This is a genomic window from Kribbella sp. NPDC055110, from assembly GCF_053607525.1.
In genome coordinates this window covers 128,678-155,170 of record NZ_JBSGTS010000010.1, presented here as the reverse complement: position 1 = coordinate 155,170, position 26,493 = coordinate 128,678, and the positions used below count along the sequence as shown (strand labels likewise).

Genomic DNA, 26,493 nt, shown 5'->3' with positions numbered 1-26,493 from the left:
CGGGTATGACCTATCGCCTGATCCTGCTCCGCCACGGCCACAGCGACTGGAACGCCAAGAACCTCTTCACCGGCTGGGTCGACGTCGACCTCAACGCCCAGGGCGTCGAGGAGGCGCACCGCGGCGGTCAGCTGCTGCTCGAGCGTGGGCTGCTGCCCGACGTCCTTCACACGTCGGTGCTCCGTCGCGCCATCCGGACCGCGAACATCGCGCTCGAAGAGGCTGGGCGTCAGTGGATCGACGTCCGCCGGTCCTGGCGACTGAACGAACGGCACTACGGCGGCCTGCAGGGCAAGGACAAGAAGCAGACCCTCGAGGAGCTCGGCGAGGAGCAGTTCATGCTCTTCCGCCGCTCGTACGACACCCCGCCGCCCGCGATCGAGCGCGGCTCCGAGTACGACCAGGCCGGCGACCCCCGGTACGCCGCCCTCCCGCCGGAGCTCCTGCCCGCGACCGAATGCCTCAAGGACGTCGTCGAGCGGATGCTCCCGTACTGGTACGACGCCATCGTCCCGGACCTCCGCGCCGGAAAGACCGTCCTCGTCACCGCCCACGGCAACTCACTCCGCGCCCTGGTCAAACACCTCGACAACCTCGACGAACAAACCATCGTCGGCCTCAACATCCCGACCGGCATCCCCCTCTACTACGAACTCAACGACGACTTCAAGCCGGTCACCCCCGGGGGCGAATACCTAGACCCCAAGGCCGCCCAAGCCGCCATAGAAGCCGTCAAAAACCAGGGCCGCTAACCCCACTCGCCCGCGCCTAAACCACACACCCCCACCGCAACCACCAGTTGCCGCCTCAGCCGGGGCGGGGGGGGGCTTTTGGGCGAACTCCCCGGTGCAGGCCGGTCGTTCGGGTGAGTCCCCTGCCGCGGAGCGGGCTACCGGGCGAAGGCCGCGGCACGACAACCGGCGTGGCGGTGGCGTTGAACAGGTTATTTCCTGTGCACGCCCACGCGTTCCTCGGCGACGCCCCGCCGGGCGCGGGTCAGCCAACGAGCAAACGCTCCGGCGAGACCACCTGCAGTTGCTAAGAGGACGCGCCTCCGGCGCGGCCGACTTGGTGCCGGCTCCGCCGCGGGGTGCTGTTGGGCGGATGCCCTGGCGCGGGGTGGGTTGTTGGGCGAAGGCCGCGGTACGGCAACCGGCGTGGCGGTGGCGTTGAACAGGCTATTTCCTGTGCACGCCCACGCGTTCCTCGGCGACGCCCAGCCGGGCGCGGGTCAGGCAACGAGCAAACGCTCCGACGAGCCCAGCTGCAGTTGCCAAAAGGACGCACCTCCGGCGCGGCTGACTTGCTGCCGGCTCCGCCGGGGCGGTGGTGCTGTTGGGCGAATGCACGGGCGCGGGGCGAGGTGTTGGCGATGCCTGGGGCGGGGCGAGGTTGGCGATGCCCAGGCGCGGGGTCGGCTGTTGGGTGGACGCTCTGGTGCGGTGGCCGGCGTGGCGGTGGGGTTGAACAGGCTATTTGCTGTTCACGCGTACGTGTTCCTTGGCGTTCGCACCGTGCGTGGCCGGGGATTTGTCACGTTGGCGTTGGGGGGTTCTCGAGGGGTAGGTCTTCGAGGTCGAGGGTGCGGAGGTGGGCGAGGTGTGCCTGCAGCTCGGGGCGTTGTGCGACGATCTCGGGGCTGCCCTCCAGGAGAGCTAGCTCGGTACGGCGCAGCTTTCTCATGTGCTGCTCTACCGCGTCGAGGTGCGCACGGAGCTCAGGCCCGTCCATGCCTGACACGTCAACGCTGATCAGCCGATCGGTCTCCGAGTGGTCACTCATGCCGCTGAACCTATCCATGCCCCGTCGACTCCGCCCCGCCCGGTACCACTCGACTTCACGACAGCACCAATCCACGCAACCAGGCGGTTCCACGCGGCACACGCCCAAAAACACACGGCGCTAAACAGGAACGCGTGGCGCTGCACAGGAAATAGCCTGTTCAACCCCACCGCCACGCCGGCTACCGGACCAAAGCATTCACCCAGCAGCCTGCCCCACGCCAGAGCGGTCACTCGACAGCACAGTCCGCGCCCCGGCGGAGCCGGCAACAAGTGAGCCGCGCCGGAGGCGCGTCCTTCTAGTACCTGCAGCTGGTCTCGCCGGAGCGTTTGCTCCTTGTCCGGTCGGCTGTCGGGGTGTGCGCTGAGGAACGCGTGGGTGTGCACAGGAAATAGCCTGTTCAACGCCACCGCCGCGCCGGCTGCCGGACCAGAGCGGTCACCCAGCAGCCCGCCTCGCGCCAGAGCGGTCACCCGAACACCGCTATCCGCGCCCCGGCTACCAGCTGGTTGCCGGGGGCTACTAAGAGGTCAGTTGCCGTTGGGGTTGGGGGTGGAGGCGCCGGCGCCGGAGCCGGCGGCGGTGCCGCCGATGGCTACGGGGAGTTCGCCGGTGACGAGGTAGACGACGCGGCGGGCCATGGCGACGGCGTGGTCGGAGATGCGCTCGTAGTAGCGGCTGAGCAGGGCCATGTCGACGGCGACCTCGACGCCGTGGGGCCAGTTCTCGTCCATCATCAGGCGGAACTGGTTGGAGCGCAGTTTGTCCATCTCGTCGTCGCTGGCCTCGAGCCGGCCGGCGGCCTCGACGTCGCGGGTCGAGATCACGTCGCCGGCGGCGTCGACCATCTTGCCGGCTACGGAGCCCATGGACTCGATGACGTCGTGCAGTTCGACGGGGATCGCCGGGGCCGGGTACCGCATTCGGGCGATCTTCGACACGTGTGCGGCGAGGTCGCCCATCCGCTCGAGGTCGGCGACCATCCGCAGCGCGGCGACCAGCATCCGCAGCTCGTTGGCGACCGGCGACTGCCGTGCCATCAGCTCGAAGACCTTCTCCTCGACACCTTCGCCGGCGGCGTCGAGCTGGATGTCGGACGCGATGACCTCTTCGGCCTTGCGGATGTCCGCCTCCAGGAGGGCCGCCGTCGACCGGCGTACGGCGGTGGACACCGTCCGCGTCATCCGCTCCAGCTCGGCGAGGATGTCGTCGAGCTGCTCGTGGTACGTGTCACGCATGGTGTTCGAATCCGATCTGTGGTGTCCGGTGCCGCGGCGGGGCACCACCCAGGTACCCGCCCACCGGTGACCGTATGCCGTCGAGGTTGCCGGACGGCGACGAGTGGTGAACGACCGATGAACAGTTAGGTCGTCCCCCGGTCATCCGGTGCTCATTCGGTCTTTCCCTGCTGGTCGCCCGCGTAGCATCGTTGCCGTGGACCCCACGCTGGCTGCGGTGCTGGGCGGCGTCATCGGCGCGGCCCTGGCTCTGCTTTCGCTCGGTGCGATGATGCTTTCCGAGCGGGCCCAGCGCAAGATCCCGGAGTCCCCGGAGCCCGCCGTACCGTCGGGTGTCGCCACGGTCCTGTCCGTACTGCGTTCCTCGGCAGTCGTGATGGGACCCGAGGACCAGGTGCTGCAGGCCAGCGCTCCGGCGCACGTGCTCGGTATCGTCCGCGGTGAGCGGCTCGTGGTCGACGACATCCTGGCCATGGTCCGCCAGGTCCGCCGCGACGGCGAGATCCGCCAGCAGGACCTGGAGATCGTCCGGGGCCGGCTCGGCGCCACGCAGTACGTCAGTGCCCGGGTGGCGCCGCTGGGCAGTCAGCTCGTGCTGGTGCTGGTCGAGGACCGCACCCGTGAGCGCCGTCTGGACGCGATCCGGCGAGACTTCACCGTCAACATCAGCCACGAGCTGAAGACCCCGGTCGGCGCGCTGATCCTGCTCGCGGACGCGGTCTCGGAGGCCTCCGACGACCCGGAGGCGGTGCAGCGGTTCTCGGACCGGATGCGGATCGAGGCGTCCCGGCTGAGTCAGCTGGTCAAGGAGATCATCGAGCTGTCCCGGCTGCAGGGTGACGACCCGCTGGAGAACCCGGGCCCGGTCGACATCAACGCCGTGATCGAGACCGCGGTGGACCGCTGCCGGATCGACGCCGAGGACCGCGACATCAAGATCGTGGTGAAGACCGAGCCTGCCCTCGAGGTGATGGGCAGCGAGGACCAGTTGGCGATGGCGATCGGCAATCTGGTCGAGAACGCGATCAACTACAGCCCGGACGGCACCCGGGTCGCGGTCGCCGCGCACCCGATCGGGGACCTGGTCGAGGTCACCGTGTCCGACCAGGGCGTGGGCATCCCGAGCAGCGACCTGGAACGCGTCTTCGAGCGCTTCTACCGGGTCGACCGGGCCCGCAGCCGGGAGACCGGCGGCACCGGTCTCGGCCTCTCGATCGTCAAGCACATCGCCTCGATCCACGGCGGCGACGTGCGGGTCTGGAGTGTCGAGGGCCAAGGTTCCACCTTCACCGTGAGACTCCCGTTGCGGCTCGAACCCGCGCCGGGGCAGACCGACTCCGTCAGCCAGGAGGAGGCGGCCGTCACCCTGACGCCTACCCCGTCAGGTCAGATCGCAAAGGAGACAGCTTCGTGACCCGAGTGCTGGTCGTCGAAGACGAAGAGAGCTACAGCGACGCGCTGTCGTACGTGCTGCGCAAGGAAGGGTTCGAGGTCGCCGTCGCGGAGACCGGGCCGGACGCGCTGGACGAGTACGACCGCGCCGGTGCGGACATCGTCCTGCTCGACCTGATGCTGCCGGGTCTGTCCGGCACTGAGGTCTGCCGGGCGCTCCGGAGTCGGGGCAACGTCCCGGTGATCATCGTCAGTGCCAAGGACACCGAGGTCGACAAGGTCGTCGGGCTCGAGCTGGGCGCGGACGACTACGTGACCAAGCCCTACAGTCCGCGGGAGCTGCTGGCCCGCGTTCGCGCCGTACTGCGTCGCGGTCAGGACGTCGAGCTGCTGCCGGACACCCTCGAGGCCGGACCGGTCCGGATGGACGTCGAGCGGCATGTCGTGACGGTGTCGGGGACCGAGATCCGGCTCCCGCTGAAGGAGTTCGAGCTGCTCGAGATGCTGTTGCGGAACACCGGCCGGGTGCTCACCCGCGGTCAGCTGATCGACCGGATCTGGGGCGCCGACTACGTGGGCGACACCAAGACCCTGGACGTGCACGTGAAGCGGCTGCGGTCCAAGCTCGAGAAGGACCCGTCGAACCCTGCCCATCTGGTGACGGTGCGTGGCCTGGGCTACAAGTTCGAGTCCTGAGTCACACCCCCGCAGGTCGCCACGACCTGTGGGGTTAGCTTAGGCTCTCCTTAGTTGAGGCAATTGGTCTAAGGAGAGTTCACCATGTCCTGGTCCCGTACGCGGGTCGCCCGAACTGTCACAGGTGCGGTCACCGCCGTACTGCTCGCCACGACCACGCTGGCCGCCTGCGGCAGTGACGGCGACAGGCAGGCCGACACATCGGCCAGTGCGGCGTCGTCCGGGTTCCCGGTCACGTTGAAGAACACGTTCGGCGACACCACGATCACCAAGAAGCCGGAGCGGATCGTCACGCTCGGCTGGAACGCGCAGGACGTGGTCTACGCGCTCGGCGAGACCCCGGTCGGGATGCCGAAGGTCACCTACGGCCCGACCGCCGACGGCGTCACCGCGTGGGACGCGGAGAAGTTCGACAAGTCGAAGACGACGTTGCTGGACACCGGCGACAAGTACCCGTTCGAGAAGATCGCGGCGCTGAAGCCGGACGTCATCCTGGCCCCGTACGAGGGCTTCGACGAGGCGACGTACAAGACCCTGAGCGGGATCGCGCCGACCGTCGCGTACCCGGGAGCCCCGTGGCAGACCACCTGGCAGGACCAGACGCTGCTGGTCGGCGAGGCGCTCGGTAAGAAGGCCGACGCGGAGAAGCTGATCACCGGGATCTCGGACAAGATCAAGCAGGTCGCGGCGGAGCACCCCGAGTTCAAGGACAAGACCATCACGGTCGGCTCGTTCGGCGCCGAGAACTACGTGTACATGCCGGGTGACCCGCGGGTGCAGATCCTGAACGAGATGGGCTTCAAGAACGCGCCGGGGGTGGAGGCGCTGGAGAAGACCAACACGAAGAAGGAGTTCTCGCTGACGATCAGCAAGGAGAAGGTCGCGGACGTCGACGCCGACGTACTGATCGCGTACGTCGACGGGATCGGGACGCAGAAGTTCCTGGCCGACCCGGTCTACTCGTCGCTGAAGGCGGTCAAGAGCGGCGGTGCGTACGCGATGCAGGACCAGCAGGTGATCTCCGGCATGAGCGCGGTGAGCGTGCTGAGCGTTCCGTGGGTGCTCGACAAGGTGCTTCCCGGCCTCTCGAAGGCGGCCTCGGCAACCAAGAGTTGAGAGCCGGTACGCCGAGCCGCGGCCACTGGCTCGTCCGTACCAAGCAGAACGGGCCGTCCCGCGCCGGGGCGGCCCGTTCTGTCGTTCGAGGGACTACTGCGCCGCTGGGGACGGGGAGTAGTGGTCTTCGGTGAGGACCGGGATGTAGGCGGAGACCGGGGCCGCGGTGCCGAAGGTGATCGTCACGTTGACCATCTGGCCGGGCTTCGCGCCGGTCACGACGATCGCCGGGCCGGCCTCTTCGGCGCCCGGGGTCGGAGCCGACGGAGTCTCGGTCGGGGCCGGCGACGGAGTGCCGCCCCCGGCCTTCGGGGCCTCGGTGCCGGTGCCCGGCAGGATGAGCGCGGAGTGCGGCTCCAGCTCCACCGGCTCGGTGAGCCCGGTGAACTTGACCTCGGCCGGCTGGTCGGCCCCGGCCTGGCCGTCCGCCGTCCCCGGCGCGGCCTGCGCGATGCTGACCAGGGTCTCCGGGGCGTCGCCGTCGTTGACGATCACGCTGTGCAGTTCACCCTTGCCGTCGGCATCGGCCAGCACCAGCATGTTGCGGACCTTCAGCTGGCCGGACTCGATGTTGGTGCCCTCCGCGGCCTGGTACGGCTGCAGGGTCGGCGCGGAGAAGCTCGCGCTGCACGCCGCCAGCGCGATACAGACAGTGGCGGCGGCACCCGCCAGCGCGGTACGCCGGGCGAACCGCGAGGACAACGTGATCGGCACTGGAATCCCTCTCGTGCAAGCTGTTTCGACCTGTCGCGGCACCTCTGTGCGGCAACCGCGGATCGACTGTGGACCACTGTGGACACCGTCAGGCAGCGGCCTCCGGCGCCCCACAGCGTAGCCCTCGGGGTCGGCGAGGCGGACGCCGGGATGCCGCCGGCGGCATCGGGCGGGGGCGCCCGAGCGATACTGAAAGCATCGGTGTGCGCGCGCACGAGGCATGTGAAACGACGTTTGTCAAGGCGAGAAGTGGGCCCTGACCAGCGCAAACGCCCGAACCGGACCACCGGCCGCGTGGTAGGATGGATCTTGGAAAGGGGCACTTCACACATGACTTTCACAGTCGGCGAGACGGTTGTTTACCCCAATCACGGAGCGGCCGTCATCGAGGACATCGAGACCCGTCAGATCAAAGGTGAGGACAAGACCTATCTGGTCTTGAGGATCGTCGCTCAGAACGACCTGGTCGTCCGGGTCCCCGCGTGCAACCTCGATCTTGTCGGCGTGCGTGACGTCGTGGATCAGGCCGGCCTGGAGCGCGTCTTCGACGTGCTGCGTGCACCGCACACGGAGGAGCCGACCAACTGGTCGCGACGCTACAAGGCGAACCTGGAGAAACTGCACTCCGGTGACGTGCTGAAGGTGGCAGAGGTCGTCCGCGACCTGTGGCGCCGTGAGCGTGACCGCGGTCTGTCCGCCGGTGAGAAGCGGATGCTGGCGAAGGCTCGCCAGATCCTGGTCTCCGAGCTGGCCCTGGCCGAGCACACCAACGAGGACAAGGCGGAAGCCATCCTCGACGAGGTCCTCGCCTCCTAATTAGGCACAGTATTAGGCACAGTCCGAAGCAGCTTGCATGAGTAGCGCGGTCGTGATTCCCGCGGCCGGGCTGGGGCTGCGACTGGGTGGCGAGACCCCGAAGGCATTTCGAGAGGTCGGTGGCGACTCGTTGCTGGTCCACGCGGTGCGTGGACTGAAGGCAGCGACCGCCGCCGACCTCGTTTGTTTCGTGGTCGCCGTGCCGCCGGGCTCCGAGGAGACGGTCGCCAAGGAACTCACGCCGTACGTCGGGGACGCGCAGCTGCTCGTGGTGGCCGGTGGCGCCGAGCGGCCTGCCTCGGTGCAGGCGGCGCTCGACGTGGTGCCGGTCGACGGGATCGACTGCATCCTGGTGCACGACGCGGCGCGGGCGTTCGTCCCGGCCGATGCGATCGAGCGCGTGGTGGCGGCGGTGCGAGCCGGCGCCAAGGCCGTCGTACCGGTGGTGCCGGTGTCGGACACGATCAAGCGGGTCGGGCCGACCGGTGACGTGGTCGAGACGCCTGATCGGTCGACGTTGGTCGCGGTACAGACGCCGCAAGGGTTCGCTCCTGAGGTACTGCGACGCGCGCATGCGGCCGGTGCCGACGCGGGCGTGACCGATGACGCGATGATGTGTGAGCGGATCGGGGTGACCGTGCGGACGGTCGAGGGCTCGCCGGACGCGTTCAAGGTGACCCGGCCGCAGGACCTGCTGCTCGCCGAGGCGCTGCTGGCGGAGCGGAGGAGCTCGTGAAGGTTCCACGGGTCGGCAACGGCATCGACGTACACCCGCTGGAGGAAGGCCGCCCGATGTGGCTGGCCGGCCTGCACTGGCCGGAGGAGCCTGCTGGACTGTCCGGTCATTCGGACGGCGACGCGGCCGCGCACGCGATCTGTACGGCGTTGCTCACCGCCGCGAAGTTGGGTGACCTGGGTTCGAACTTCGGCACCGCCGAGCCGGAGTGGGCCGGCGCAGCCGGGGTCGCGCTGGTGGCGGAGGCCGCGCGCCGGGTTCGGGCCGCCGGGTTCGAGATCGGGAACGTCACGGTGCAGATCGTCTGCAACCGCCCCCGGATCGGCGCCCGCCGCGAGGAGGCGGAGAAGGTCCTTTCCGCCGCCTGCGACGCCGAGGTATCGGTGAGCGCGGCAACAACCGACGGCCTCGGCTTCCCCGGCCGAGCCGAAGGAATCGCCGCCTTCGCCACCGCCCTCATCTACTGACCCCTCTTTGAGCCCTCACCGACCATCCACCTCGTCTTTGAGCACGCACCAACCACATTTCGACGTGTTTTTTGGTTGGTGGGGGCTCAAAGACGGACTGGATCTGGAGAGAACCGCGCGGCGCGGGGGTTCAGTTCGTTGCCGATGGGCTGGGTGAGGAGCGTGTAGAGCTCGGGGCGGCGGCCGCGGAGCCAGCGGCGGCCGGTTGCCAGGGGCACCAGGTCGAGATCGAGGTCGCCGACCACCACGGCCTCAGCGGGGACCGGGGTCTCCGCGACGATGCGGCCGTACGGGTCGAGGATCATCGCGTTCCCGGTGCGGAGTTCGTCGTCGTCGCGGCCGACGCCGTTGCTGAACAGCACGAACATCCCGTTGTCGTGGGCCCGCGCCGGCAGCCACCGCATCAGCCATTCGCGCCCGCTCGGCCCGTTGAAGGCTTCCTCGATCGCCGCACGGTCACCGCCGGCCCACAGCTCGAGCGCTATCGGCTTCATGCCGTGCGGGCTGCGCGAGTTCGTGCCGCCGGTCTGGTGCGGCGCGATCAGGACCGTTGCGCCGAGCAACGCGGTGATGCGGACGTTCTCCACCAGGTTGTTGTCCCAGCAGATCAGTACCCCGGCCCGGAACCCCCACGGCGTCTCGAACACCGTGTACGTCGATCCGCTCGCGATCTGCTCGTGCTCGAACGCATGCAGCTTCCGGTGCACGTGGACGGTCCCGTCCGGCAGGCACACGGCGTACGCGTTGAAAAGCGTGCCGTCAGCATCCTCCAGGAATCCGACCCCGATCCCGGCCTCCAGTTCCTTGGCGAGAGCAACGACCCGACTGATCAGCGGTCCGTCGGCCGGCTGGGCCAACTCGTGCAATCGCGCGGGTGTGTGCCGGCGGAGATGCCAGTAGCCGAGCAGGCACATCTCCGGGAACACGATGAGGCGGGCGCCGTCGGCAACCGCCGCGCGGGCGAGTCGTTCGACGGTGGCGAGGTTGGTCGGGGGCTGGTCAGGGGTCGGCTCGAACTGGACGACGGCGGCTCGGAAGGACGTCATACGACCATCGAAACGCCGAGGCACCTATGACGTCCAATAGCGATTCGCGGCCATTCCATATCCTGGGGTTATGGATCTTCGTCTGCTGCGGGCGTTCGTCACGGTGGCCAGGGTGCGGAACTTCGGGGTCGCGGCCGCGGAGTTGTCGACGAGTCAGCCGGCGTTGACCAAGCAGATCCAGGTACTCGAGCGCCGCGTCGGGTCGGTGCTGTTCAGTCGAGGCCGGCACGGCGCGCGGCTGACCCCGGCCGGTGAGCTGTTGCTTCCTGACGCTCTGGACTTGCTGGAGCGGTCCGAGGCGTTCGATCGGCGGGCTGTTCAGGTGGCGTCCGGGGTTGAGGGGTCGCTGGCGATCGGGTTCGGATTGTCCGGGATCGAGCTGGCGCCGCGGGCGGTGGCGCTGTTCCGGAGCCGGTGGCCGGGAGTGACGATCTCGCTCGAGGACATGTCGTCGGCGGTGCAGTGCGAGCGCCTGCTGGCCGGGAGCCTGCAGATCGGATTCGTCCGGTTACCGGTGTCCGCCGGCCTCGAGCACCTCCGGTTACGACGGGATCGCCTCACCCTCGCCGTACCGGCCGATCAGCAGTTGCCGCGTGATCTGGTCAGCTGGATCGACGCGCGCCCGCTGGTGCGGCTGACACCGGAGCGCGGGCCGGGACTGAGCGCCCAGATCAACACGCTGTACGCCGAACTTGGTTGCCACCCGCAAATACTCCAGGAGGCCGGTGACCTGCAGACCGTTCTCGCCCTGACCGCAGCCGGTGCCGGGCCGGCCGTCGTACCGCAGACCGCTGAACGGATCGCGCCGCCCGAGGTTCGCCTGGTCCCGCTCCCCGGCCGCGCGGCCACCTGGTGGACCGGAGCCGCCTGGGCCACCAGAACCCCGTTGACCGAACGCTTCGTGAAGGTCGCCGCCGAGGTGGCCCGCGCCGGCTAGGGACCCGAGGTGAACCCGGGCTTGACGACGTGCTTGACCTGCCCGTTGAGCCGCCGCCGGTTCCAGGCGGCCGCGACCACGATGCCGCTCGCACCCAGCAGGCCGATGACGCTCATCGCCACGTCCAGGGTCAGGTGCTGCTGACCGACCCATCTCGGCTGCAGCATGCCGTGCGGGTCGATCCGCACCTGCACGGCGCCGCCGGGAAACTCCCGTCCGTGGTCGGATCTGAAGTCGTAGCTCTTGCCGTTCGGGCAGTCCGCGGTGAAGTCCCAGACCTCGCGGTTGCGGTAGTTGTGCACCCGGCAGTTCAGCGTCTTGCCGACGTGGGCGAGTCCGAGCGGCGTCGGCGTCATCAGGAACGGCACGGCCGCCATCGCGCTCGCGGCGGCTCCGAGGTAGCCGAAGTACCCGCCGCCGAGGATCGCGATGCCGAAGGTGAAGAACGTTGTACCGAGGACCAGCACCAGGACCGAGATCACCACGTTGTGCGGCGGGAACGTGTAGATCAGGCCGGCGACCACGAACAAGACCGCACCCAGCGCGATGTACCTCCTCGTTGGGCCTTGCGGAGAGCCGCGCCGCCGCAACGGTTTGCCGGCGATGATCGCGATCACGAGGATCACGCTGACCCCGGCGAAGAACTCCAGCGGTGCGTACTTCATCAGCGTCGCCTGGGTAGTGGTGGCAGCTCGTACGAGTCCAGCCAGCCGGCGAACAGGTGGCGCAGTGCCTCCTCGTCCGGGCTGAAGGTGGTGGCCAGGGCGATGAACTCGGCAGTGGTGACCGACCCGTGCCGGTGTGTCTTGGTCCAGGTACGGAGGAGTTCGAAGAACGCGTCGTCGCCGAGGTGCTTGCGCAGCACGTGCAGGGTGATCGCGCCGCGCTTGTAGAGGCGGTCGTCGAACATCAGGTCCGGGCCGGGGTCCGACAGCATCAGGTCCTGGGGCAGGCCCTTCAACCGCATGTACGCCTTGGCCGCCTGCTGTTCGGCGGTGAGTCCGCGTGACTGCTCCGACCACAGCCACTCGGCGTAGCAGGCGAAGCCCTCGTTCAGCCAGATGTGCTGCCAGTTCGCAGGGGTCAGGCTGTTCCCGAACCACTGGTGCGCCAGTTCGTGCGCGACCAGCCGCTCCGAGCCGTTCCGGCCGTCGACGTGGTTGCTGCCGAACACCGAGATGCCCTGCGCCTCGAGCGGGATCTCCAGCGGGTCGTCGGTCACCACGACCGTGTACCCGCCGAACGGGTACGGCCCGAACAGCCGGCAGAACAGCTTCATCATGTCCTGCTGGCGCCCGAAATCGTGCCGGAACTCGCGGCTCCGCCCGGCCGGCAGCACGCCGCGGATCGTCACGGGCGATGCCGCCAGGTCCACCTCGTCGTACCGCCCGATCTGCACGGTCGCGAGGTACGTCGCCATCGGCGCGGCCTGGTCGAACACCCACGTCGTACGGCTCGCCTTCACCCGGCGTGACACCAGCCGGCCGTTCGCGACGACCTGGTACGGCGAATCCGTGGTGATCGAGATCCGGTAGTGCGCCTTGTCGCCGGGGTGGTCGTTGCACGGGAACCAGGTGGCCGCACCGCTCGGCTGACTGGCGACGATCACGCCCTCGGTGAGCTCTTCCCAGCCGAGCTCGCCCCACGGGCTGTCCTCGGGTTTCGGGTTCCCGTTGTACTGGACGTCGACCGTGAACTCGGCGCCGTCCGGGATCGTCGTCGCCGGGGTGACGTGCAGCTTGCCGCCGCGATGGGCGTACCGCTGCGGCCGGCGGCCGTTCACCGTCACCTTCGACACCCGGAGCCCGGACAGGTCGAGGCTGAACCGCGACAGCGCCTCGGCGGCGAACGCGGTGATCGTCGCCTTGCCGGTCAGCCGGTTGCTGCTGACCCGGTAGTCCAGGTCCAGCTCGTACGACTCGACCTTGTAGTCGATGCTTCCATGGCTGGGCACATACGGGTCAACCATCAGCCCTGCCAGGGAGCACTGCTCTGCCAAGGTGCGATGGGGTTCCCAGCCCACCGCGTACCAGCAGGCACACCTTCACCACGCATCACGAGAGACACCGGCCCGATGGTAGCTCCTGCTCCTACCGCGGCCGCCGGAAGGACGATGCCGTGCGGGCCGAGGGTTGCCCCGGCCCCGAAGGTGACTGTGTTCATGGAGAGAACTCGATCATGAAAAAGGTGCGTTTGCAGCACGCAACCGCGATTCACCGTGGCACCGTCGCCCAGGGTGACCAGATCCGCCTCCGGCAACCAGTACGTCTCGCACCAGACGCCCTTGCCGATCTTCGCTCCGAGTGACCGCAGCCAGAGCGTGAGCACCGGCGTACCGGCGGCGGCGTTCGCGAACCACGGCGCGGCGACCAGCTCGACGAAGCTGTCGACCACCTCGTTGCGCCAGACGAACGAGCTCCACAGCGGGTACTCGACGGCTCTCGTCCGCCCCACGATGACCCATTTGGCGACCGTCGCCATCCCGCCGGCGACCGCGCCGGCGGCGAGGATGACCGCGCCGGACAGCAGCATCGTCCACCACGGACCGAGCCAGAGGTCGAGCGCCTGCAGCGCGAACAGCACGCCGAGGGCAATCAGTACCGTGCACATCATCGGCACGAACCGGCACAGCTCGACCAGCGCGCGAGCGACCTTCAGCTTGTACGGCGGGTTGAACGTGCGGCTCTGATCACCCGAGACGGCCTGCCGGCGGAGCTTCACGGGCGGCGAACCGAGCCACGACGTACCGGCCTTGGACTTCTTCGGAGCCGCGGAGAGCACCGCGACCAGGCCGTTCTTCGGAACGCTCCGCCCCGGCGCCGTCATCCCGGAGTTGCCCAGGAAGGCGCGCTTGCCGACCTTTGCGCCGGCCACGTGCAGCCAGCCGCCGCCGAGCTCGTACGACGCGATCATCGTGTCGTCGGCGAGGAACGCGCCCTCGCCGACGGTGGTCATCTTCGGCAGCAGCAGGACCGTCGACGCCTCGACGTCGCGGCCGATCTTGGCGCCCAGTGCGCGCAGCCACCACGGGGTCAGCAGGCTCGCGTACAGCGGGAAGAGCAGGGTGCGCGCGGAGTCGAGGAGCCGCTCGGTCGCCCAGACCTGCCACCCGATCCGGCTGCGGACCGGGTAGTGGCCGGGCTTGATCCCGATACCGAGGAGCCGTACGCCGATCAGCGTGAGGACCGCGATCGTGGCGAACCCGACCAGCGTCATCAACGGGATCGCGCCCAGCGCATCGAGTGCAGCGTCCGACAGCGTCTGCGTGCCGCGCAGTGCGTACCCGAGGACGACGAATGCCGCAGCGGCCCCGGCGACCGGGATGAGGGACATGATCGCGGACTGGGCGCCGTACGCCGCAACCCACCACGGGGCCCGTGCGGGACGGTGGTCCGGCCACGGGTGCCGCGCGCGGCCGATCCGCGCCGCGGGCGAGCCGGACCAGCGCTCGTTCTCGGGGACTCTGCCGGAGACAGCCGAGCCGGCCATGATCTCGGCGCTCCGGCCGATCTCCGTGCCGGGGAGCAACGTGCTGCGTGAGCCGACGACCGCGTCGGGGCCGATGGAGATCTCTCCGACGTACAACCGGTCGCCGTCGATCCAGTAGCCGGCCAGGTCGACCTCGGGCTCGATCGAGGCGCCGCGGCCCATGGTGAGCATGCCGGTCACCGGCGGCAGCGTGTGCAGGTCGACGCCGCGGCCGACCTTCGCGCCGAGCGCGCGGGCGTAGTACGCGATCCAGGGCGCGCCGGCCAGGTTGGCTGCGCCGGCTGCGTCGGAGAGATTCTCCGCGGCCCACAGCCGGACGTGGACACTCCCGCCTCGCGGATACGTGCCCGGTTTCAGGCCGCGCAACAGGAGGCGGGCGCCGACGACTGCGATGCCCATCCGGCCCGCGGGGCTGATCAGGATCAGCCAGCCGGCCAGGATCCACCACCAGGACACGGTCCGCGCCCACGGGAGCGGCTCGATCAGGGCGGCGAGGAGATTGTTCAACGTGAACACATAGACCAGCCAGCGGACGCCGACGACGGTCTGCAGGATCAGTGTCAGCGCGGTCTGCAGGAGCTGTGTGCTCTTCGGGGTCGGCCGGATCTCCCGGAGCTCGACCGGCTCGAGGGCTGCGGGCTTGAAGTCGTCGAGCCGCTCGGCGAGCGCGCCGAGCCGCGGGTACTCGTAGATGTCGCCGACCGTGACGTCCGGGAACCGCTCGCGGAGCACGGAGACCAGTTGGGCCGCGGCGAGGCTGCCGCCGCCGTGCATGAAGAAGTCGTTGTCGGGTCCGGTGACCTTGGCGCCGAGGATCTTCGTCCAGCGCTCGGCCAGCCAGCCCGCGGTCCCGTCGAGTTCGGCGGCCGGGCCGTCACTGTCCATCCCGGGCAGCGGCCAGGGGAGTGCGTTGCGATCGACCTTGCCCGAGGTCCGGGTCGGCAGCGTGTCGACGATCGCCAGCAGCGGTACGAGCGCGGCGGGCAGCGCTTCACGCAGTCGCTCGGTGGCCTTGGCGTTGTTGAAGGGGGCGGCCTCGTCCGGTACGACGTACCCGACGAGGAGCTGATTGCCCGCGGCGCTGTTGCGTACGGCGGCCGCGGCGCCGGAGACACCTGGGAGGGCCTGCAGAGCGGCGTCGACCTCGCCGAGCTCGATCCGTCGGCCGCCGAGCTTGACCTGCTCGTCGGCGCGGCCCTGGAACAGCAGGCCCAACGGATCGGAGCGCACCAGGTCGCCGCTGCGGTACGCGCGTTCCCAGCCGAGGGTCGGCATCGGCGCGAACTTCTCGGCGTCCTTGGCCGGGTCGAGGTACCGGGCCAGGCCGACGCCGCCGATGATCAGCTCACCGATCTCGTCGTCGGCCACTTCGTTGCCTGCGGCATCTACGACGGCGAGGTCCCAGCCGTCCAGCGGGAGACCGATCCGGACCGGGCCTTCGCCGGTCAGCTGGGCGGCGCACGCCACGACGGTGGCCTCGGTCGGCCCGTAGGTGTTCCAGACCTCACGGCCCTCGATCGCGAGGCGCTCGGCCAGTTCCGGCGGGCAGGCCTCGCCGCCGAAGATCAGCAGGCGGACCTGGTCGAGCGCGTCGGCCGGCCAGAGTGCGGCCAGTGTCGGTACGGTCGAGACGATTGTGATGCCCTGGGCAACCAACCACGGGCCGAGGTCCATACCGGTGCGAACCAGGCTTCGAGGTGCCGGGACGAGGCAGGCGCCGTGCCGCCAGGCCAGCCACATCTCCTCGCAGGACGCGTCGAACGCGACGGACAGGCCGGCCAGGACCCGGTCGTCCGGCCCGATCGGCTCGTCCTGCAGAAACAAGCGGGCCTCGGCGTCGACGAACGCGGCCGCCGATCGGTGCGTGACGGCGACGCCCTTCGGTACGCCGGTCGAGCCCGAGGTGAAGATGATCCACGCGTCGTCGGTCGGCTCCGGGCCGCCCGGGCCGCGCGAGTTCGTCGTACTCGTGGCGTCCATGCGGGCCGAGTACGGATAGTCGAACGCTCCGTTGGCCGCGTCGTTGTCGGCCATCGGAAGCTGTTGCGGGCGGGTGATCGTGAGCTCGAGCTCGTCGCCGACCGTGGCCGCGACGGCTGCCTCGCCGAAGACGAGTTCGGCGCGCTCCTCCGGGTCGTCCGCATCGACCGGGACGTAGGCCGCTCCCGCCTGCAGGGTGCCGAGAATCGCGACGTACAGGTCGTTGTGCCCCGAGGAGATCCGGATGCCGACACGATCGCCGGGCCCGATGCCCGCGGCGGTCAACCGGCCGGCGAACTTGGTGGTCTGCACCAGCAGTTCGCGATAACTCAGGCTGATGCTGCCGTCGTCGAGCGCGGGTTCGTCGCCGTACTTGGCGGCCGTGTCCTCGAGCACATCGACCAGCGTCCGCGCGGCCGTCGCCAGGTCCCCGCGTCGCAACGTCACGGGCGGATAATACGCCGCCCAGTTGCAAGTTCGATAACCCGAAGCAAACACGTGGGTGCGTCCATCAACCGCTTGTTGGCCGATCAGACGGGAACGTTGATGGAGTTGTCGCGGGTTATGGAGCGGGGCGGTTTGTTCATGTCCCGGACGGTAGGTCCGGTTGCCGGGGACCCCTCCCGAGCTCAGTCCAGTACGTCGAGGTCGGCCGGGACCAGTGTGGTTGTCAGCAGCAGTTCTCGGAACATGTTGTCGTTCAGGGCGTTTCCGACCGGCTCACCGACCTCTTCACGAGTCAGCCCGGGTACGCCGTCCCGCGACAGCCGACTGCGGACGTTCGACACCAGGTGCTCGACCCGCTTGGCGGTCCAGCCCTCCGTCGGCTGCAGCTCGGCCAACTGGTCCGCAGCCTGGCGCCAGGACAGCGGTAGCGGGTGCAGGTCGTGCAGCAGGTACCGCTGGCCGACGACGATCAGTGCGAGCTTCTCCGCCGGAGACAGTCGCCAGACGCGTGGCGGGTGCGTTGAGTCACGTGGCCTCGGTACGGGGCGGGCGCCGCTGTCGCCGACGACGTACACCTCCAGGAGGTGCTCGCGTCCGCTGGAGCCCTGCACGAAGAGCGGTGTGTAGCCGGCCGCGAGCGGTACCGGGTCCTCGCCGGCGAAGAGCGTCCGCTGACGTGGGAACCGTACGGGCAGCCGGCCGGTCACTGCGACGTACCAGTGGCCGCTGCGGTGGCTGATCGAGCCGTGCAACCGACTGACGCGCGGATCGTCCTCGCCGATGCAGACATGCACCTCGGGACGGTTCCGTCCGAACAGGATCGTCCGGTGCGGTCCAGCGTCGAGGCTGACGCCACCTGCGACGCTCAGCACGAAGATGGTGCCTGGCTGCGCGTCAGGTACGCCGCCTGCCAGGCTGGTCTGGTTCGGAGGGAGACGCTCCATCTCATGCCCTCGGCAGCTTCGCAGCGACCGACTGACCGAGCTTCGTGGCCAGTCCGCACAGCGCGGTCTGCGTACCGGGACCTCTCGCGATCACCGTCACCAGCTCGACCGTGTCGGCGTACTTCCGGAACACGATCAGCACCGCACAGGTCCCCGGACCGTCGTCTTCGCTCGACACGAACGCGGACCGGCCGGACATCGTCATCGGGCGCCCGTCCGACGCGTCCAGTGGCTGGTCCCGGTCGAACCGCACATCCACCGACAGATCGCTGGTCGTACTCTCCCAACCGCACGACCAGCCACCGAACGACGTGTCCGGATGCTTCGCGTCCACAGCCGGGATCAGCTCGAGCGCCTGGTTGTCCAGCAGCGTGCACGCGTTCAGATGCGCCAGCGACGCGGCCGGCAACGGCTCCGTACGACGGGGGATCGGCCCGGCCTCCAGTACGCCGATCGCCTTCTGCGTAACGGCTTCCGCCATCGCGCACACGTCCATACCGGACCCGTCCGTGTGCCGGGCCTCGACTACCACGTGCGTACCGTCCGACAGCACGAGTACGCGCTCGCAGTCGCCGTCCTCGGCCCGCGCGCGGACGAGCTTGTTCAGGTTGCCGGTGAGCTTCGCCACCGCACCCTGAGGCAGTTCGTTGTCCGCTTCGTCGAGCTCCGCCCGTACGTCGACCTGCTGGCCGCCGCTGCCGTTCACCACCACGTCGCACCGGTCGAAGTTCCCGTACGCCGGTTCCAGCGTCGCGTCCCCGAACTTGCTCAACGACGCCTCGGCGATCAACGAGCACGGGTCCACCGTCAACGGATCACCGACCGGACCGGCAACAGCCGTCGTCGTGGGCGGGGCCGACGGCTCGGACGGTCCCGACACGGCTCGTCCGATCAGCACACCGAGTACCGCGACCACTGCAACGCCGGCAGCCGCCATCGGGATCACCCATCGCTTGCGTCGACTCACAGGCGCGACCGGCGTACCACCGAGCTCGCTCACCACCTCGGCGAGCGACGGGCGATCAGCTGGTTCGACAGCGAGCATCCGCGTGATGATCGGCGTCAGCTCGCCACCGCGTCGCAGCGGCTCGAGTTCACCGCGTGCTGCGCGCCGTAGTACCACCAGCGGGTTCGGGTCGCTTCCGAACGGCGAGTGGCCTTCCAATGCCGTGTAGAGCACCGCGCCCAACGAGAACACGTCGGAGGCGGTCGTCGGTTCGTTGCCGTTGGCTACTTCCGGTGCGAGGTGGTTCGGCGTACCGACCGTCGCGCTGTCCGTCAGCGTCGCATCGGCCCACATCCGCCGCGAGATGCCGAAGTCCGCGAGTTTCGCCGTACCGTCCGCGGTGACCAGGATGTTGGCCGGCTTGAGGTCCCGGTGGATGATGCCCGCCGCGTGCACGGCCTGCAGCGCGGACGCGATCTGTACGGCGATCCGCGCGACCTGGTCGGGTGGCAGCTTGCCCAGTTCGTCCAGGCTCCGCGACGGCAGGTACTCCAGGACCAGCCAGTGCTCGTCTCCGTCCGTCACCACGTCGAAGATCGTCACCACGTGCGGGTCGTGCAGCCGGGCACCGGTCCGCGCCTCGCGGCGCAGGCGGCGTCCATCCGGGTCGTCCACACCGGGATGCGCGCGCTTCAGCGCGACCACCCGGTCCAGTTGCTGATCGTGGGCACGCCAGACCGATCCCATACCGCCCGAACCGAGCGGTTCCCCCACCAGGTAGCGGCCCCCGATCAGCCGGTCCGTCACTTCACCAGGTCCGCCGATACCGCGAACGTGTCACAGGCCTTGTTCTCGCCGATGTTGAAGCCGTTCTGGATCCAGAAGCCCTGGCTGGTCGCCAGGCCGTGCGTCCGCTCGTCCTCCGGTGTGTCCGCCGACTCACCGAAGCTGTTGCTGGACTGCTCCTTGAACTCGCTCAGCCGATCCGTCAGCGGGTACGACTTCGCCACGGCCTTGCTGAACACGCCGCCGAAGCAGGAGGCCTGCAACTCGTTGCGGCGCGAGCTCTCCAGCTTCTGCTCCGGGTGGTCCTGCAGATAAACGGCACGGGCATAGAACAGCCCGCTGACGCCCTGGACGTGGTGGCCGTACTCGTGCGCGATCGTCATCAGGTACGCCAGGTCCTGTTGCGGACCGAAGGCACGGTTCATCTGCTTCACGTCGACGTACATCACCTGGTTGCCGTAGCAGTAGAACGCCAGTACCCGCCCGGACAGCGGCTGGAAGTTGCCGCACGCGGTCGTCACCGGCTGGTCGAAAACGACCAGCCCCGGATCCGGCTTCTCCTGGCCGAGCTCCTTGAAGATCGGGCGCCACGCGTCGTTCAGGCACTTGAAGAGCCGCTGGTAGTAGACCTTCTGCGCCGCCAGGCTGCCGCTGCCGAGGTTGGCGGCCGGGCAGTTCTGCTCGGGCAGCGCACCGGTGCGATAGATGTCGGCGTTCAGCAGGAAGTCCTCGGCGGTGCCCTTCTCCGGGGTGGTCGTCGGCGTCGGCACGATCGACGGACCGCTCACCTTCGGATCGGCCGTGTCCGTGGTGCTGTTGGAGCCGAGCAGCACGGCCAGCACGGCCACCGATACGCCGATGAAGGTCAGGAAGATGAAGCTCACCAGGATCAGCCGCAGCGGGCCGCCGCGCTTCCGGGGCGGCTGGAACCCGTTGAACTGGCCCGGACCGTAGTACGGCTGGAACTGACCTGGGTACGGCTGGCCCTGGTACTGCGGAGCGGGGTACTGCTGGCCCGGGTACGGCGTACCTTGCATCGGACCCTGCGGGTACTGACCCTGCTGCGGTGGCCACGGCGAGGCCTGCGGCGGTGGCAGCACACCAGGCGGCGGGCCGAGTGGCCGGCCTTGCGGTGCGCCCTGTGGTGGGCCGCCGTACCCGTACGGGCTGCTCACAGGTCTGGCCTCCAGGTGGTCGGGTCACGCGGGTCTAATCTGGCTATGGCGGGTTCGCTGCACGAACCGGCACGAGACTACTCTCGACCCATGTCACCGAAGCGCCGCCTCCTCCCGGCTGCACTGCTGATGTCCCTGACCGCCCCGTTGTTCGTTGCCCTGAGCACTATGGCCGCCGAGGCGGTGGCCCCGATGGCAGGGGACCAGATCACCGCATACGCCGCGGACGCGACGCTCACCAAGGACGGCGAGCTGCAGGTCAAGGAGACGGTCGACCTGAACGCCGGCGGTACGACGTTCAGCCGCACCCTGACCACCCGGGTCCGGTCGGACTCCGAGCGGGACCGCACGTACGAGCTGAAGGACGTGTCCGCGACGGTGAACGGACAGCCCGCCCAGGGCTTCCAGAACGACAAGACCGACGACGGCCGCAAGCTGACGCTGAACGTGTCCGGGCAGTCGAAGATCGTCTACAGCTACACCGTGGACAACGTGGTCGCCGACTCGACTGAGGGCCGCCAGGTGAGCTGGCCGATCGTGCAGGGCTTCGCCACGTCGATCCCGAAGGCGACCCTGAGCATCGGCGTCCCGTTCGCGACCTGGGTGACCTGCTTCGCCGGCCGCACCGGCTCGAGCCTTCCGTGTACGTCGTCCCAGCTGGGCGAGTCGGCTGCCGTCGAGATCGAGCAGAACGGTGTACCCGCTGGTGGCCGGGTGACGTTCCTGACCGGGCTGAGCGACCAGGCGACCGTGCAGGCGAACGCGCAGTACTCCACCCGCTGGACGCTCGGGAGGGCGTTCACGGTCGACAAGACCACCGTCGGGCTGGCCGTTATCGTGTTCGGGCTCGGTCTGCTCGGTGCAGTCGGTCTGTGGTTCTTCCGCGGCCGCGACGCCGGGAAGGTCGGTGACGGCGCGCCGGAGCGTCCGGTGCTCGACGGAGCCGACGGCCCGCAGTTCGCCGCGCCGGACGGCATCCGGCCCGGCCAGGTCGGCACCGTGGTGGACGAGACGGCCGACGTCGTCGACATCACCGCGACCCTGCTGGACCTTGCCGTGCGCAACTACCTGACGATCGTCGAGCAGCCGCGCGAGTCGCACTTCGGCAAGCTCGACTGGGAGCTGCAGCGGCTGCACCCGGGCGGCCCGGAGCTGCTGGCGTACGAGAAGGCCTTGCTGGACGCGGTGTTCGCCGACGGTGACTCGGTGCTGGTCTCCGCGCTCGGCCCGTCGCTGCGGCCGCGGCTCAACCTGGTCCGCGAGCAGCTGTACGCCGACGTCGTCACGCAGGGCTGGTTCAACAGCCGTCCCGACGCGGTCCGGAACCGGTGGATCACCGCCGGCCTGGTGCTGCTCGGTGCAGGCGTCGTACTGACCATCGTGCTCGCGATCGTCAGCAAGTTCGCCCTGGTCGGTTTCGCCGTGATGGCAGCCGGTCTGGCGCTCGCACTCGTCGGACAGGCCGCACCGGCCCGGACCGCGCGCGGTGCCGCCGTGCTGGGTCGCGTGGCCGGTCTGCAGCACTACCTGGCCAACGAGACCTCGTCCGACCTGCCGCAGAGCCACCGGCTCGAGTTCGCGTCCCGCTGCCTGCCGTACGCCGCTGTGCTCGGTCTGACCGAGAAGTGGGCGCTCGAGATCGCCGCGACCGATGACGACGACGACCCCGACGCCGGCATCGGCTGGTACTCCGGTCCGGAGAACTGGCACCTGTCCGACATCGGGGAATCGCTCAGCAACTTCGTCACGTCGTTCGGCGGCTCCCTGACCACCGCCCGCCGCCTCTTCGGCTGAGGGCGCCGGCCGCCACGCCGAGCCCTCCCCACCCGCTGCGGGCCTGCCCTTGTGAGTGATGTGGGCGGTGACTGGTGCGGGGAGGCGGGGTCGCGGGGGCTTGAACAGGTTATTGCGTGTCGCCAGTCGCCAGTTGCTGTCCGCGGCCACCAGTTCCTGTCTCCGGCACAACAGCTCACCCTCCCGGGACTCCGGGGACTGGGGGGACTGGGGAGGATGTTCTGCCCTGATCGGGAAGCAATCCTCCCCTCACTCAGTCACGCGCCGTCGACACGCGGGACGATACGGCCAATCGATGACCCACACATGCGTCACAAGGGCCCGTTCACCCTTGAGATGGCGGGTTGTGGCTCGGGCATGGCGAGAGCCGATCCATCGGGTGAGGACCGGCTCTCGGGGGCGATGCGTTAGTTCACCCGTACGTCTGCTGCGGTGAAGGTGTTGCAGGAGTCCGGCTTCTTGTTGTTGTAGCCGGTGAGCGACCACTGGTAGTTGCTGACCCGGTTGCCGTGGTCGTGCACCCGCGGCCGGGCGTAGTCGTCACCCGTATGCGAGATCAGGAACTTCCAGTTGTTCAGCAGTACGCCGTTCATCGGGATGTACGTCGCGTTCGCGCCGAGGTAGACCGCGCCGAGACAGGTCGCCTGCAGCTCGCGCCGGCGGCTCTCGGTCAGCTTCTGGTTCGGCGTCATGCTCTGCTGCCGGGCCATCGACGAGGCGAGGATCCCGCTCAGCTTCTGGATGTGGTGGCCGTACTCGTGCGCGAACGTGTTCAGCATGATCGCGCGGGCGTACGCCGGATTGGTCGTGTAGTACTTGTTGTCGACGCTGAACGGCAGGTAGATCGTCTCGTTCGCACCGCAGTACGCCGCCCGCACGCTGCGCTGCACGCCGCAGGGCGAGGGCACCTTGCCGACGTACACGACGGCCTTCGGGTTGCGGAACGGCAGGCTGGCTTTCTTCATCGCCAGCCACCAGGTCCGGTTCAGGCACGGCAGCAGACGGTTGTAGTACTGCTGCGCCGCCGCGACGGTGACCGGTGCGAACGGCGGCTCCGCGCACTTCGACGCGGCGAGCGGGCCGATCGTGTAGAGCCGGCTGCCCTTCACGACCTCGTCGACCGTCGGGCCACGCGGCGTCGACGGTGAAGGTGACGCGGACGGGGTTTCCGCCGGGGACGGGGACTCCGAGGCCGAGGTCGTCGGGGTCTGCTTCGCCTCGGGCTCGCCGCCGATGCTCCGGATCAGCAACGCGAGGCCGGAGCCGACCACTAGGACGGCCAGCACTACCAGGCCGATCAGGAGCGTGCGGGACATCTTCTTCTTGCGCCGGCGGCGGCCGCCCGGTGGCTGCGGGATCGGGATGGGCGGGTACTGCCAGGTCGGTGCCTGCTGGACAGGCTGACCCATCGGGCCGATCTGACCACCTTGACCGCCTTGGCCGCCTTGGCCGCCTTGGCTGCCGCCCTGCGGGGCGGCGTGGCGGGCGCCGGTCTGCTGTTGCTGCGGTGGGAGCGCGTTGCTCCACGGAGAGGACTGCTTCTGGTCCTGTCCGCCCTGCGGGCTCCACAGGTACGAGTCTTCCGAGCGCGGACCGGTCTGCGGCCGAGGCTGCTGCGAAGGCGACGCCAGCCAAGCGCTCGACTCGGACTGCCGTGGACCCTGCTGATCGGGCTGCTGGGGAGCTGACTGCCACGGGCTGGGTGTGGTGGCGCCGGGCTGAGGTGCCGGCGGACCGGACTGCCAGGAGGCGGGCTGGTTCACACCCTGCTGACCGGCACCGGACTGAGCTGGACCGGGCTGGCGCGGACCCGACTGGCCGGGACCGGACTGCGCTGGACCGGGCTGGCGCGGACCCTGCTGGCCGGGACCTGACTGAGCTGGACCGGGCTGGCGCGGACCCGACTGACCGGGACCGGACTGAGCCGAACCCTGCCAGCTCGGACCCTGCTGGTTCGGACCCTGCTGGTTGGGGCCGGGCTGGTTGGGGCCTGGGCGACCGGGGCCGGGCTGGTTCGGGCCGGACTGGGGCCACCTGGACTGCGTCGGACCCGACTGCGAGGGGCCAGGCTGGGTCGGGCCGGACTGGGGCCACCTGGACTGCGTCGGACCCGGCTGCGAGGGGCCGGGCTGGTTCGGGCCGGGTTCCGGCCTGCCGGGCTGAGGCTGGCCTGGCTGGGGCTGGCCCGACTGGGGGCGGCTTGGCTGGGGTTGGCCGGTGGGGGGTTGGTCGGGGTGTTCTCGGCGGGTGGGGTCCCAGCCGCCGTCGAACCAGCTGCTGGCGGGCTGGTCGGACTGGGCCGGGTTGGTGAACTCCCGCTTGGCGTCGGAGTCGCCGGTCCACCAGGTGGCCGACTGCCCTTCCCCAGGGCTCTGCTCGCCGGGACCACGAGGACCGGCCTCGTTGTCCCGGGATCCGAACCAACCACCACTACCGGGTCCTTGGCCGGCAGGCGGCTGGCCGGGAACGGGCTCCTGCGGACGGTCCGGCTGATCGTCAGCCGGGTCGCTCCCCGGGGGCTGGTTCCTGTTGTCCGACATCGATGCTCCTCACGACCTTGCTGGGTCTTGCGCTGCAGCTCGTTGGTGGGGCGCCGAAGCCGCCTCCCCCCTACATATCCTCCGCGACATACTTTGCGTGATACGGACCCACCAGGCTAGCTACTCCGGCCAGTCGTTTCGAAGTAGACCGGTGACGCCCCTCACTGCACCCTGACAGCAGATGCGGCGAACGTATTGCAGACGCTCGGGTTGCGGGCGTTGTACCCGCGGGTGGCCCAGTACTGGTGGTTGTTCGCGTCGCCGTGGTCGTTCGCGTAGTCGGTCACGTGCCCGATCAGCCAGCGCCACTGGAACAGCGACTGCCCGGTGACCGGATAGGTACGCCGGTTGGCGCCGATGAAGATGTCCGAGAAGCAGGACGCCTGCAGCTCCAGCCGCCGGCTGTCCTGCAGTTCCATCGCGTACGTCGGCCGCTCGTACCGGATCCGCGCGTACGCCTGCAGGATCCCCATGTTGTTCTGGATGTGGTGCCCGTACTCGTGCGCGAACTGGTGCAGCATCCACATCCGCGCCCACACCTTCTGGTAGGACTGCGGGTAGCGGTTGTAGTTGCCGAGGTCCTCGGTGAGGTTCATGTAGATGGTGTCGGTGGTGCCGCAGAAGAACGGCGGCCCGGTTTCGCTGTGGGTCCCGCACGGCGTCGTGATCGTGCCACTGAACATCTGCACGGTCGGTGCCCGGAACCGCCCACCGGCCTTGGTGACCAGCGGCGCCCACGCCTTGTTCAGGCAGCCCCAAAGGTTCCGGTAGTTGGCTCGTGCGCCGGCCACGGTGCTCTGCCGCGCCTTGGACTCCTTGCAGCTCACCGACGCCATCGCACCGGCCTTGTACAGCCTGTTCCGCAGCACGAGGTCGCTGTCGGTCGGGCCCGGGTTCGCCGTCGGCTTGGTGGTCGCGGTCGACCGGGTCGCTGTCGGCCGCGGCGCCTGCGTGGTCGGCTGTGTAGTCGGCTGTGTAGTCGGCTGGGCGGTGGGCCTGGTCGTCGGCACGTTGGTCGGCTGGCCGGACGGTTCCTCCGTCGGCTCGTTCGTCGGGCTGTACGACGTGGTGGTCGTCGGATTCGCGTACGACGGGTTGCCGTCACCCTTGAGCGCCGCCGAGACGATCTTCAGTGCGGTGACGCCGACCAGCAGCACACCGATCAGCACCAAGACCGCGATCAGACCGCCGCGCCCTTTCTTCGGCGGCCTCGGTCCACCAGGCGGAGCGCCCCACCCGAACTGCGGCTGCCCAGGCCCCGGCATCGGCTGCCCCGGAAACGACTGCCCATGAAAAGGCTGCCCCGGAAACGGAGGCCCCTGAAAAGGCGGACCACCAGGAGGCGGTCCGTAAGGCGGACCAGGTGGGCGTCCAGGGGGTGGCTGGGCGCCGTAGCCGGGGGCTTGCTGCCAGGGCGGAGGTGGTTGCTGCGGCGGGTACTGCTGCCCGGGA

The 26,493-nt window shown here is 69.1% G+C and carries 21 protein-coding genes; 9 read left to right on the top strand and 12 right to left on the bottom strand.

Annotation, left to right across the window (positions count from 1 at the left end; translation table 11 throughout):
- Positions 1 to 5 precede the first annotated feature (5 nt).
- Positions 6 to 752: a phosphoglyceromutase gene (locus tag ACWF0M_RS18260; RefSeq protein ID WP_452236838.1), complete on the top strand. Its 747-nt coding sequence runs from the start codon at positions 6 to 8 to the stop codon at positions 750 to 752.
- 781 nt (positions 753 to 1,533) lie between these two features.
- Here the strand turns inward: ACWF0M_RS18260 and ACWF0M_RS18255 are convergent.
- Positions 1,534 to 1,782, bottom strand: coding sequence for a hypothetical protein (locus ACWF0M_RS18255; protein ID WP_452236837.1), 249 nt, complete (start codon positions 1,780 to 1,782; stop codon positions 1,534 to 1,536).
- A gap of 530 nt (positions 1,783 to 2,312) precedes the next feature.
- A complete protein-coding gene (phoU, locus tag ACWF0M_RS18250; RefSeq protein ID WP_452236836.1) occupies positions 2,313 to 3,020 on the bottom strand; it encodes a phosphate signaling complex protein PhoU in 708 nt (235 codons plus the stop codon).
- Positions 3,021 to 3,216: 196 nt separating this feature from the next.
- Here phoU and ACWF0M_RS18245 point away from each other — a divergent pair, with 196 nt between their 5' ends.
- The 3 genes from ACWF0M_RS18245 (at position 3,217) to ACWF0M_RS18235 (ending at position 6,224) form a co-directional block, all read left to right on the top strand.
- Positions 3,217 to 4,434, top strand: coding sequence for a sensor histidine kinase (locus ACWF0M_RS18245; RefSeq protein WP_452236835.1), 1,218 nt, complete (start codon positions 3,217 to 3,219; stop codon positions 4,432 to 4,434).
- Positions 4,431 to 5,108 carry a response regulator transcription factor gene (locus ACWF0M_RS18240; RefSeq protein ID WP_130383318.1) on the top strand — a complete coding sequence of 226 codons (678 nt, stop codon included), beginning with the start codon at positions 4,431 to 4,433 and terminating at the stop codon, positions 5,106 to 5,108. Before ACWF0M_RS18245 ends, ACWF0M_RS18240 begins: the two co-directional genes overlap by 4 nt.
- Before the next feature lie 84 nt (positions 5,109 to 5,192).
- Positions 5,193 to 6,224 carry an iron-siderophore ABC transporter substrate-binding protein gene (locus ACWF0M_RS18235; RefSeq protein ID WP_452236834.1) on the top strand — a complete coding sequence of 344 codons (1,032 nt, stop codon included), beginning with the start codon at positions 5,193 to 5,195 and terminating at the stop codon, positions 6,222 to 6,224.
- 93 nt (positions 6,225 to 6,317) lie between these two features.
- Here ACWF0M_RS18235 and ACWF0M_RS18230 read toward each other — a convergent pair whose 3' ends face one another.
- On the bottom strand, positions 6,318 to 6,938 hold the full coding sequence (locus tag ACWF0M_RS18230; RefSeq protein WP_452236833.1) for a hypothetical protein: 621 nt from the start codon (positions 6,936 to 6,938) through the stop codon (positions 6,318 to 6,320).
- Between the two features lie 330 nt (positions 6,939 to 7,268).
- On the opposite strand from ACWF0M_RS18230, the gene ACWF0M_RS18225 reads away from it, so the two are divergent.
- Genes ACWF0M_RS18225 through ispF form a run of 3 tightly spaced genes read left to right on the top strand, consistent with a single transcriptional unit; the run spans position 7,269 to position 8,957 of the window.
- Positions 7,269 to 7,754: a CarD family transcriptional regulator gene (locus tag ACWF0M_RS18225; RefSeq protein WP_130446326.1), complete on the top strand. Its 486-nt coding sequence runs from the start codon at positions 7,269 to 7,271 to the stop codon at positions 7,752 to 7,754.
- A gap of 37 nt (positions 7,755 to 7,791) precedes the next feature.
- The gene (gene ispD, locus ACWF0M_RS18220; protein ID WP_452236832.1) at positions 7,792 to 8,490 is read left to right on the top strand and encodes a 2-C-methyl-D-erythritol 4-phosphate cytidylyltransferase; all 699 of its coding nucleotides are present in this window, start codon (positions 7,792 to 7,794) and stop codon (positions 8,488 to 8,490) included.
- Complete coding sequence (gene ispF, locus ACWF0M_RS18215; RefSeq protein ID WP_452236831.1) at positions 8,487 to 8,957, top strand: 2-C-methyl-D-erythritol 2,4-cyclodiphosphate synthase; 471 nt, start codon at positions 8,487 to 8,489, stop codon at positions 8,955 to 8,957. Before ispD ends, ispF begins: the two co-directional genes overlap by 4 nt.
- 86 nt (positions 8,958 to 9,043) lie before the next feature.
- Here ispF and ACWF0M_RS18210 read toward each other — a convergent pair whose 3' ends face one another.
- On the bottom strand, positions 9,044 to 10,003 hold the full coding sequence (locus ACWF0M_RS18210; RefSeq protein WP_452236830.1) for a nitrilase family protein: 960 nt from the start codon (positions 10,001 to 10,003) through the stop codon (positions 9,044 to 9,046).
- 70 nt (positions 10,004 to 10,073) lie between these two features.
- Here ACWF0M_RS18210 and ACWF0M_RS18205 point away from each other — a divergent pair, with 70 nt between their 5' ends.
- The gene (locus ACWF0M_RS18205) at positions 10,074 to 10,940 is read left to right on the top strand and encodes a LysR substrate-binding domain-containing protein (protein WP_452236829.1); all 867 of its coding nucleotides are present in this window, start codon (positions 10,074 to 10,076) and stop codon (positions 10,938 to 10,940) included.
- Here ACWF0M_RS18205 and ACWF0M_RS18200 read toward each other — a convergent pair.
- The 6 genes from ACWF0M_RS18200 to ACWF0M_RS18175 all read right to left on the bottom strand — a co-directional run bounded on the left by ACWF0M_RS18200 (position 10,937) and on the right by ACWF0M_RS18175 (position 20,707).
- Positions 10,937 to 11,605 (bottom strand): hypothetical protein, encoded by a 669-nt coding sequence (locus tag ACWF0M_RS18200; RefSeq protein WP_452236828.1) that lies wholly within the window; start codon positions 11,603 to 11,605, stop codon positions 10,937 to 10,939. The genes ACWF0M_RS18205 and ACWF0M_RS18200 overlap by 4 nt on opposite strands.
- Positions 11,605 to 12,909 (bottom strand): M1 family metallopeptidase, encoded by a 1,305-nt coding sequence (locus ACWF0M_RS18195; protein WP_452236827.1) that lies wholly within the window; start codon positions 12,907 to 12,909, stop codon positions 11,605 to 11,607. The genes ACWF0M_RS18200 and ACWF0M_RS18195 overlap by 1 nt, the downstream gene beginning before the upstream one ends.
- The gene (locus ACWF0M_RS18190; protein ID WP_452236826.1) at positions 12,909 to 16,856 is read right to left on the bottom strand and encodes a Pls/PosA family non-ribosomal peptide synthetase; all 3,948 of its coding nucleotides are present in this window, start codon (positions 16,854 to 16,856) and stop codon (positions 12,909 to 12,911) included. Before ACWF0M_RS18190 ends, ACWF0M_RS18195 begins: the two co-directional genes overlap by 1 nt.
- 182 nt (positions 16,857 to 17,038) lie before the next feature.
- On the bottom strand, positions 17,039 to 17,800 hold the full coding sequence (locus ACWF0M_RS18185; protein WP_452236825.1) for a hypothetical protein: 762 nt from the start codon (positions 17,798 to 17,800) through the stop codon (positions 17,039 to 17,041).
- A gap of 1 nt (position 17,801) precedes the next feature.
- Positions 17,802 to 19,553 carry a protein kinase domain-containing protein gene (locus ACWF0M_RS18180; protein ID WP_452236824.1) on the bottom strand — a complete coding sequence of 584 codons (1,752 nt, stop codon included), beginning with the start codon at positions 19,551 to 19,553 and terminating at the stop codon, positions 17,802 to 17,804.
- The gene (locus tag ACWF0M_RS18175) at positions 19,550 to 20,707 is read right to left on the bottom strand and encodes a neutral zinc metallopeptidase (RefSeq protein WP_452236823.1); all 1,158 of its coding nucleotides are present in this window, start codon (positions 20,705 to 20,707) and stop codon (positions 19,550 to 19,552) included. Before ACWF0M_RS18175 ends, ACWF0M_RS18180 begins: the two co-directional genes overlap by 4 nt.
- Positions 20,708 to 20,797: 90 nt before the next feature.
- Between ACWF0M_RS18175 and ACWF0M_RS18170 the strand changes: the two genes are divergently transcribed.
- Positions 20,798 to 22,501 carry a DUF2207 domain-containing protein gene (locus ACWF0M_RS18170; protein WP_452236822.1) on the top strand — a complete coding sequence of 568 codons (1,704 nt, stop codon included), beginning with the start codon at positions 20,798 to 20,800 and terminating at the stop codon, positions 22,499 to 22,501.
- A 407-nt stretch (positions 22,502 to 22,908) separates the two neighbouring features.
- Here the strand turns inward: ACWF0M_RS18170 and ACWF0M_RS18165 are convergent, their stop codons facing one another.
- Both ACWF0M_RS18165 and ACWF0M_RS18160 read right to left on the bottom strand, forming a co-directional pair.
- On the bottom strand, positions 22,909 to 24,264 hold the full coding sequence (locus ACWF0M_RS18165; protein WP_452236821.1) for a neutral zinc metallopeptidase: 1,356 nt from the start codon (positions 24,262 to 24,264) through the stop codon (positions 22,909 to 22,911).
- A 938-nt stretch (positions 24,265 to 25,202) separates the two neighbouring features.
- The gene (locus tag ACWF0M_RS18160) at positions 25,203 to 26,210 is read right to left on the bottom strand and encodes a neutral zinc metallopeptidase (protein WP_452236963.1); all 1,008 of its coding nucleotides are present in this window, start codon (positions 26,208 to 26,210) and stop codon (positions 25,203 to 25,205) included.
- Positions 26,211 to 26,493 lie beyond the last annotated feature (283 nt).

Excerpts from the sequence above, each read along its gene's own strand:
- ACWF0M_RS18235 (WP_452236834.1), top strand. The coding sequence starts at position 5,193 with ATGTCCTGGTCCCGTACGCGGGTCGCCCGAACTGTCACAGGTGCGGTC.
- ACWF0M_RS18255 (WP_452236837.1), bottom strand. The coding sequence starts at position 1,782 with ATGAGTGACCACTCGGAGACCGATCGGCTGATCAGCGTTGACGTGTCA.
- ACWF0M_RS18195 (WP_452236827.1), bottom strand. The coding sequence starts at position 12,909 with ATGGTTGACCCGTATGTGCCCAGCCATGGAAGCATCGACTACAAGGTC.
- ACWF0M_RS18225 (WP_130446326.1), top strand. The coding sequence starts at position 7,269 with ATGACTTTCACAGTCGGCGAGACGGTTGTTTACCCCAATCACGGAGCG.
- ACWF0M_RS18200 (WP_452236828.1), bottom strand. The coding sequence starts at position 11,605 with ATGAAGTACGCACCGCTGGAGTTCTTCGCCGGGGTCAGCGTGATCCTC.
- ACWF0M_RS18210 (WP_452236830.1), bottom strand. The coding sequence starts at position 10,003 with ATGACGTCCTTCCGAGCCGCCGTCGTCCAGTTCGAGCCGACCCCTGAC.
- ACWF0M_RS18260 (WP_452236838.1), top strand. The coding sequence starts at position 6 with ATGACCTATCGCCTGATCCTGCTCCGCCACGGCCACAGCGACTGGAAC.
- ACWF0M_RS18205 (WP_452236829.1), top strand. The coding sequence starts at position 10,074 with ATGGATCTTCGTCTGCTGCGGGCGTTCGTCACGGTGGCCAGGGTGCGG.
- ACWF0M_RS18170 (WP_452236822.1), top strand. The coding sequence starts at position 20,798 with ATGTCACCGAAGCGCCGCCTCCTCCCGGCTGCACTGCTGATGTCCCTG.
- ispD (WP_452236832.1), top strand. The coding sequence starts at position 7,792 with ATGAGTAGCGCGGTCGTGATTCCCGCGGCCGGGCTGGGGCTGCGACTG.
- ACWF0M_RS18185 (WP_452236825.1), bottom strand. The coding sequence starts at position 17,800 with ATGGAGCGTCTCCCTCCGAACCAGACCAGCCTGGCAGGCGGCGTACCT.
- phoU (WP_452236836.1), bottom strand. The coding sequence starts at position 3,020 with ATGCGTGACACGTACCACGAGCAGCTCGACGACATCCTCGCCGAGCTG.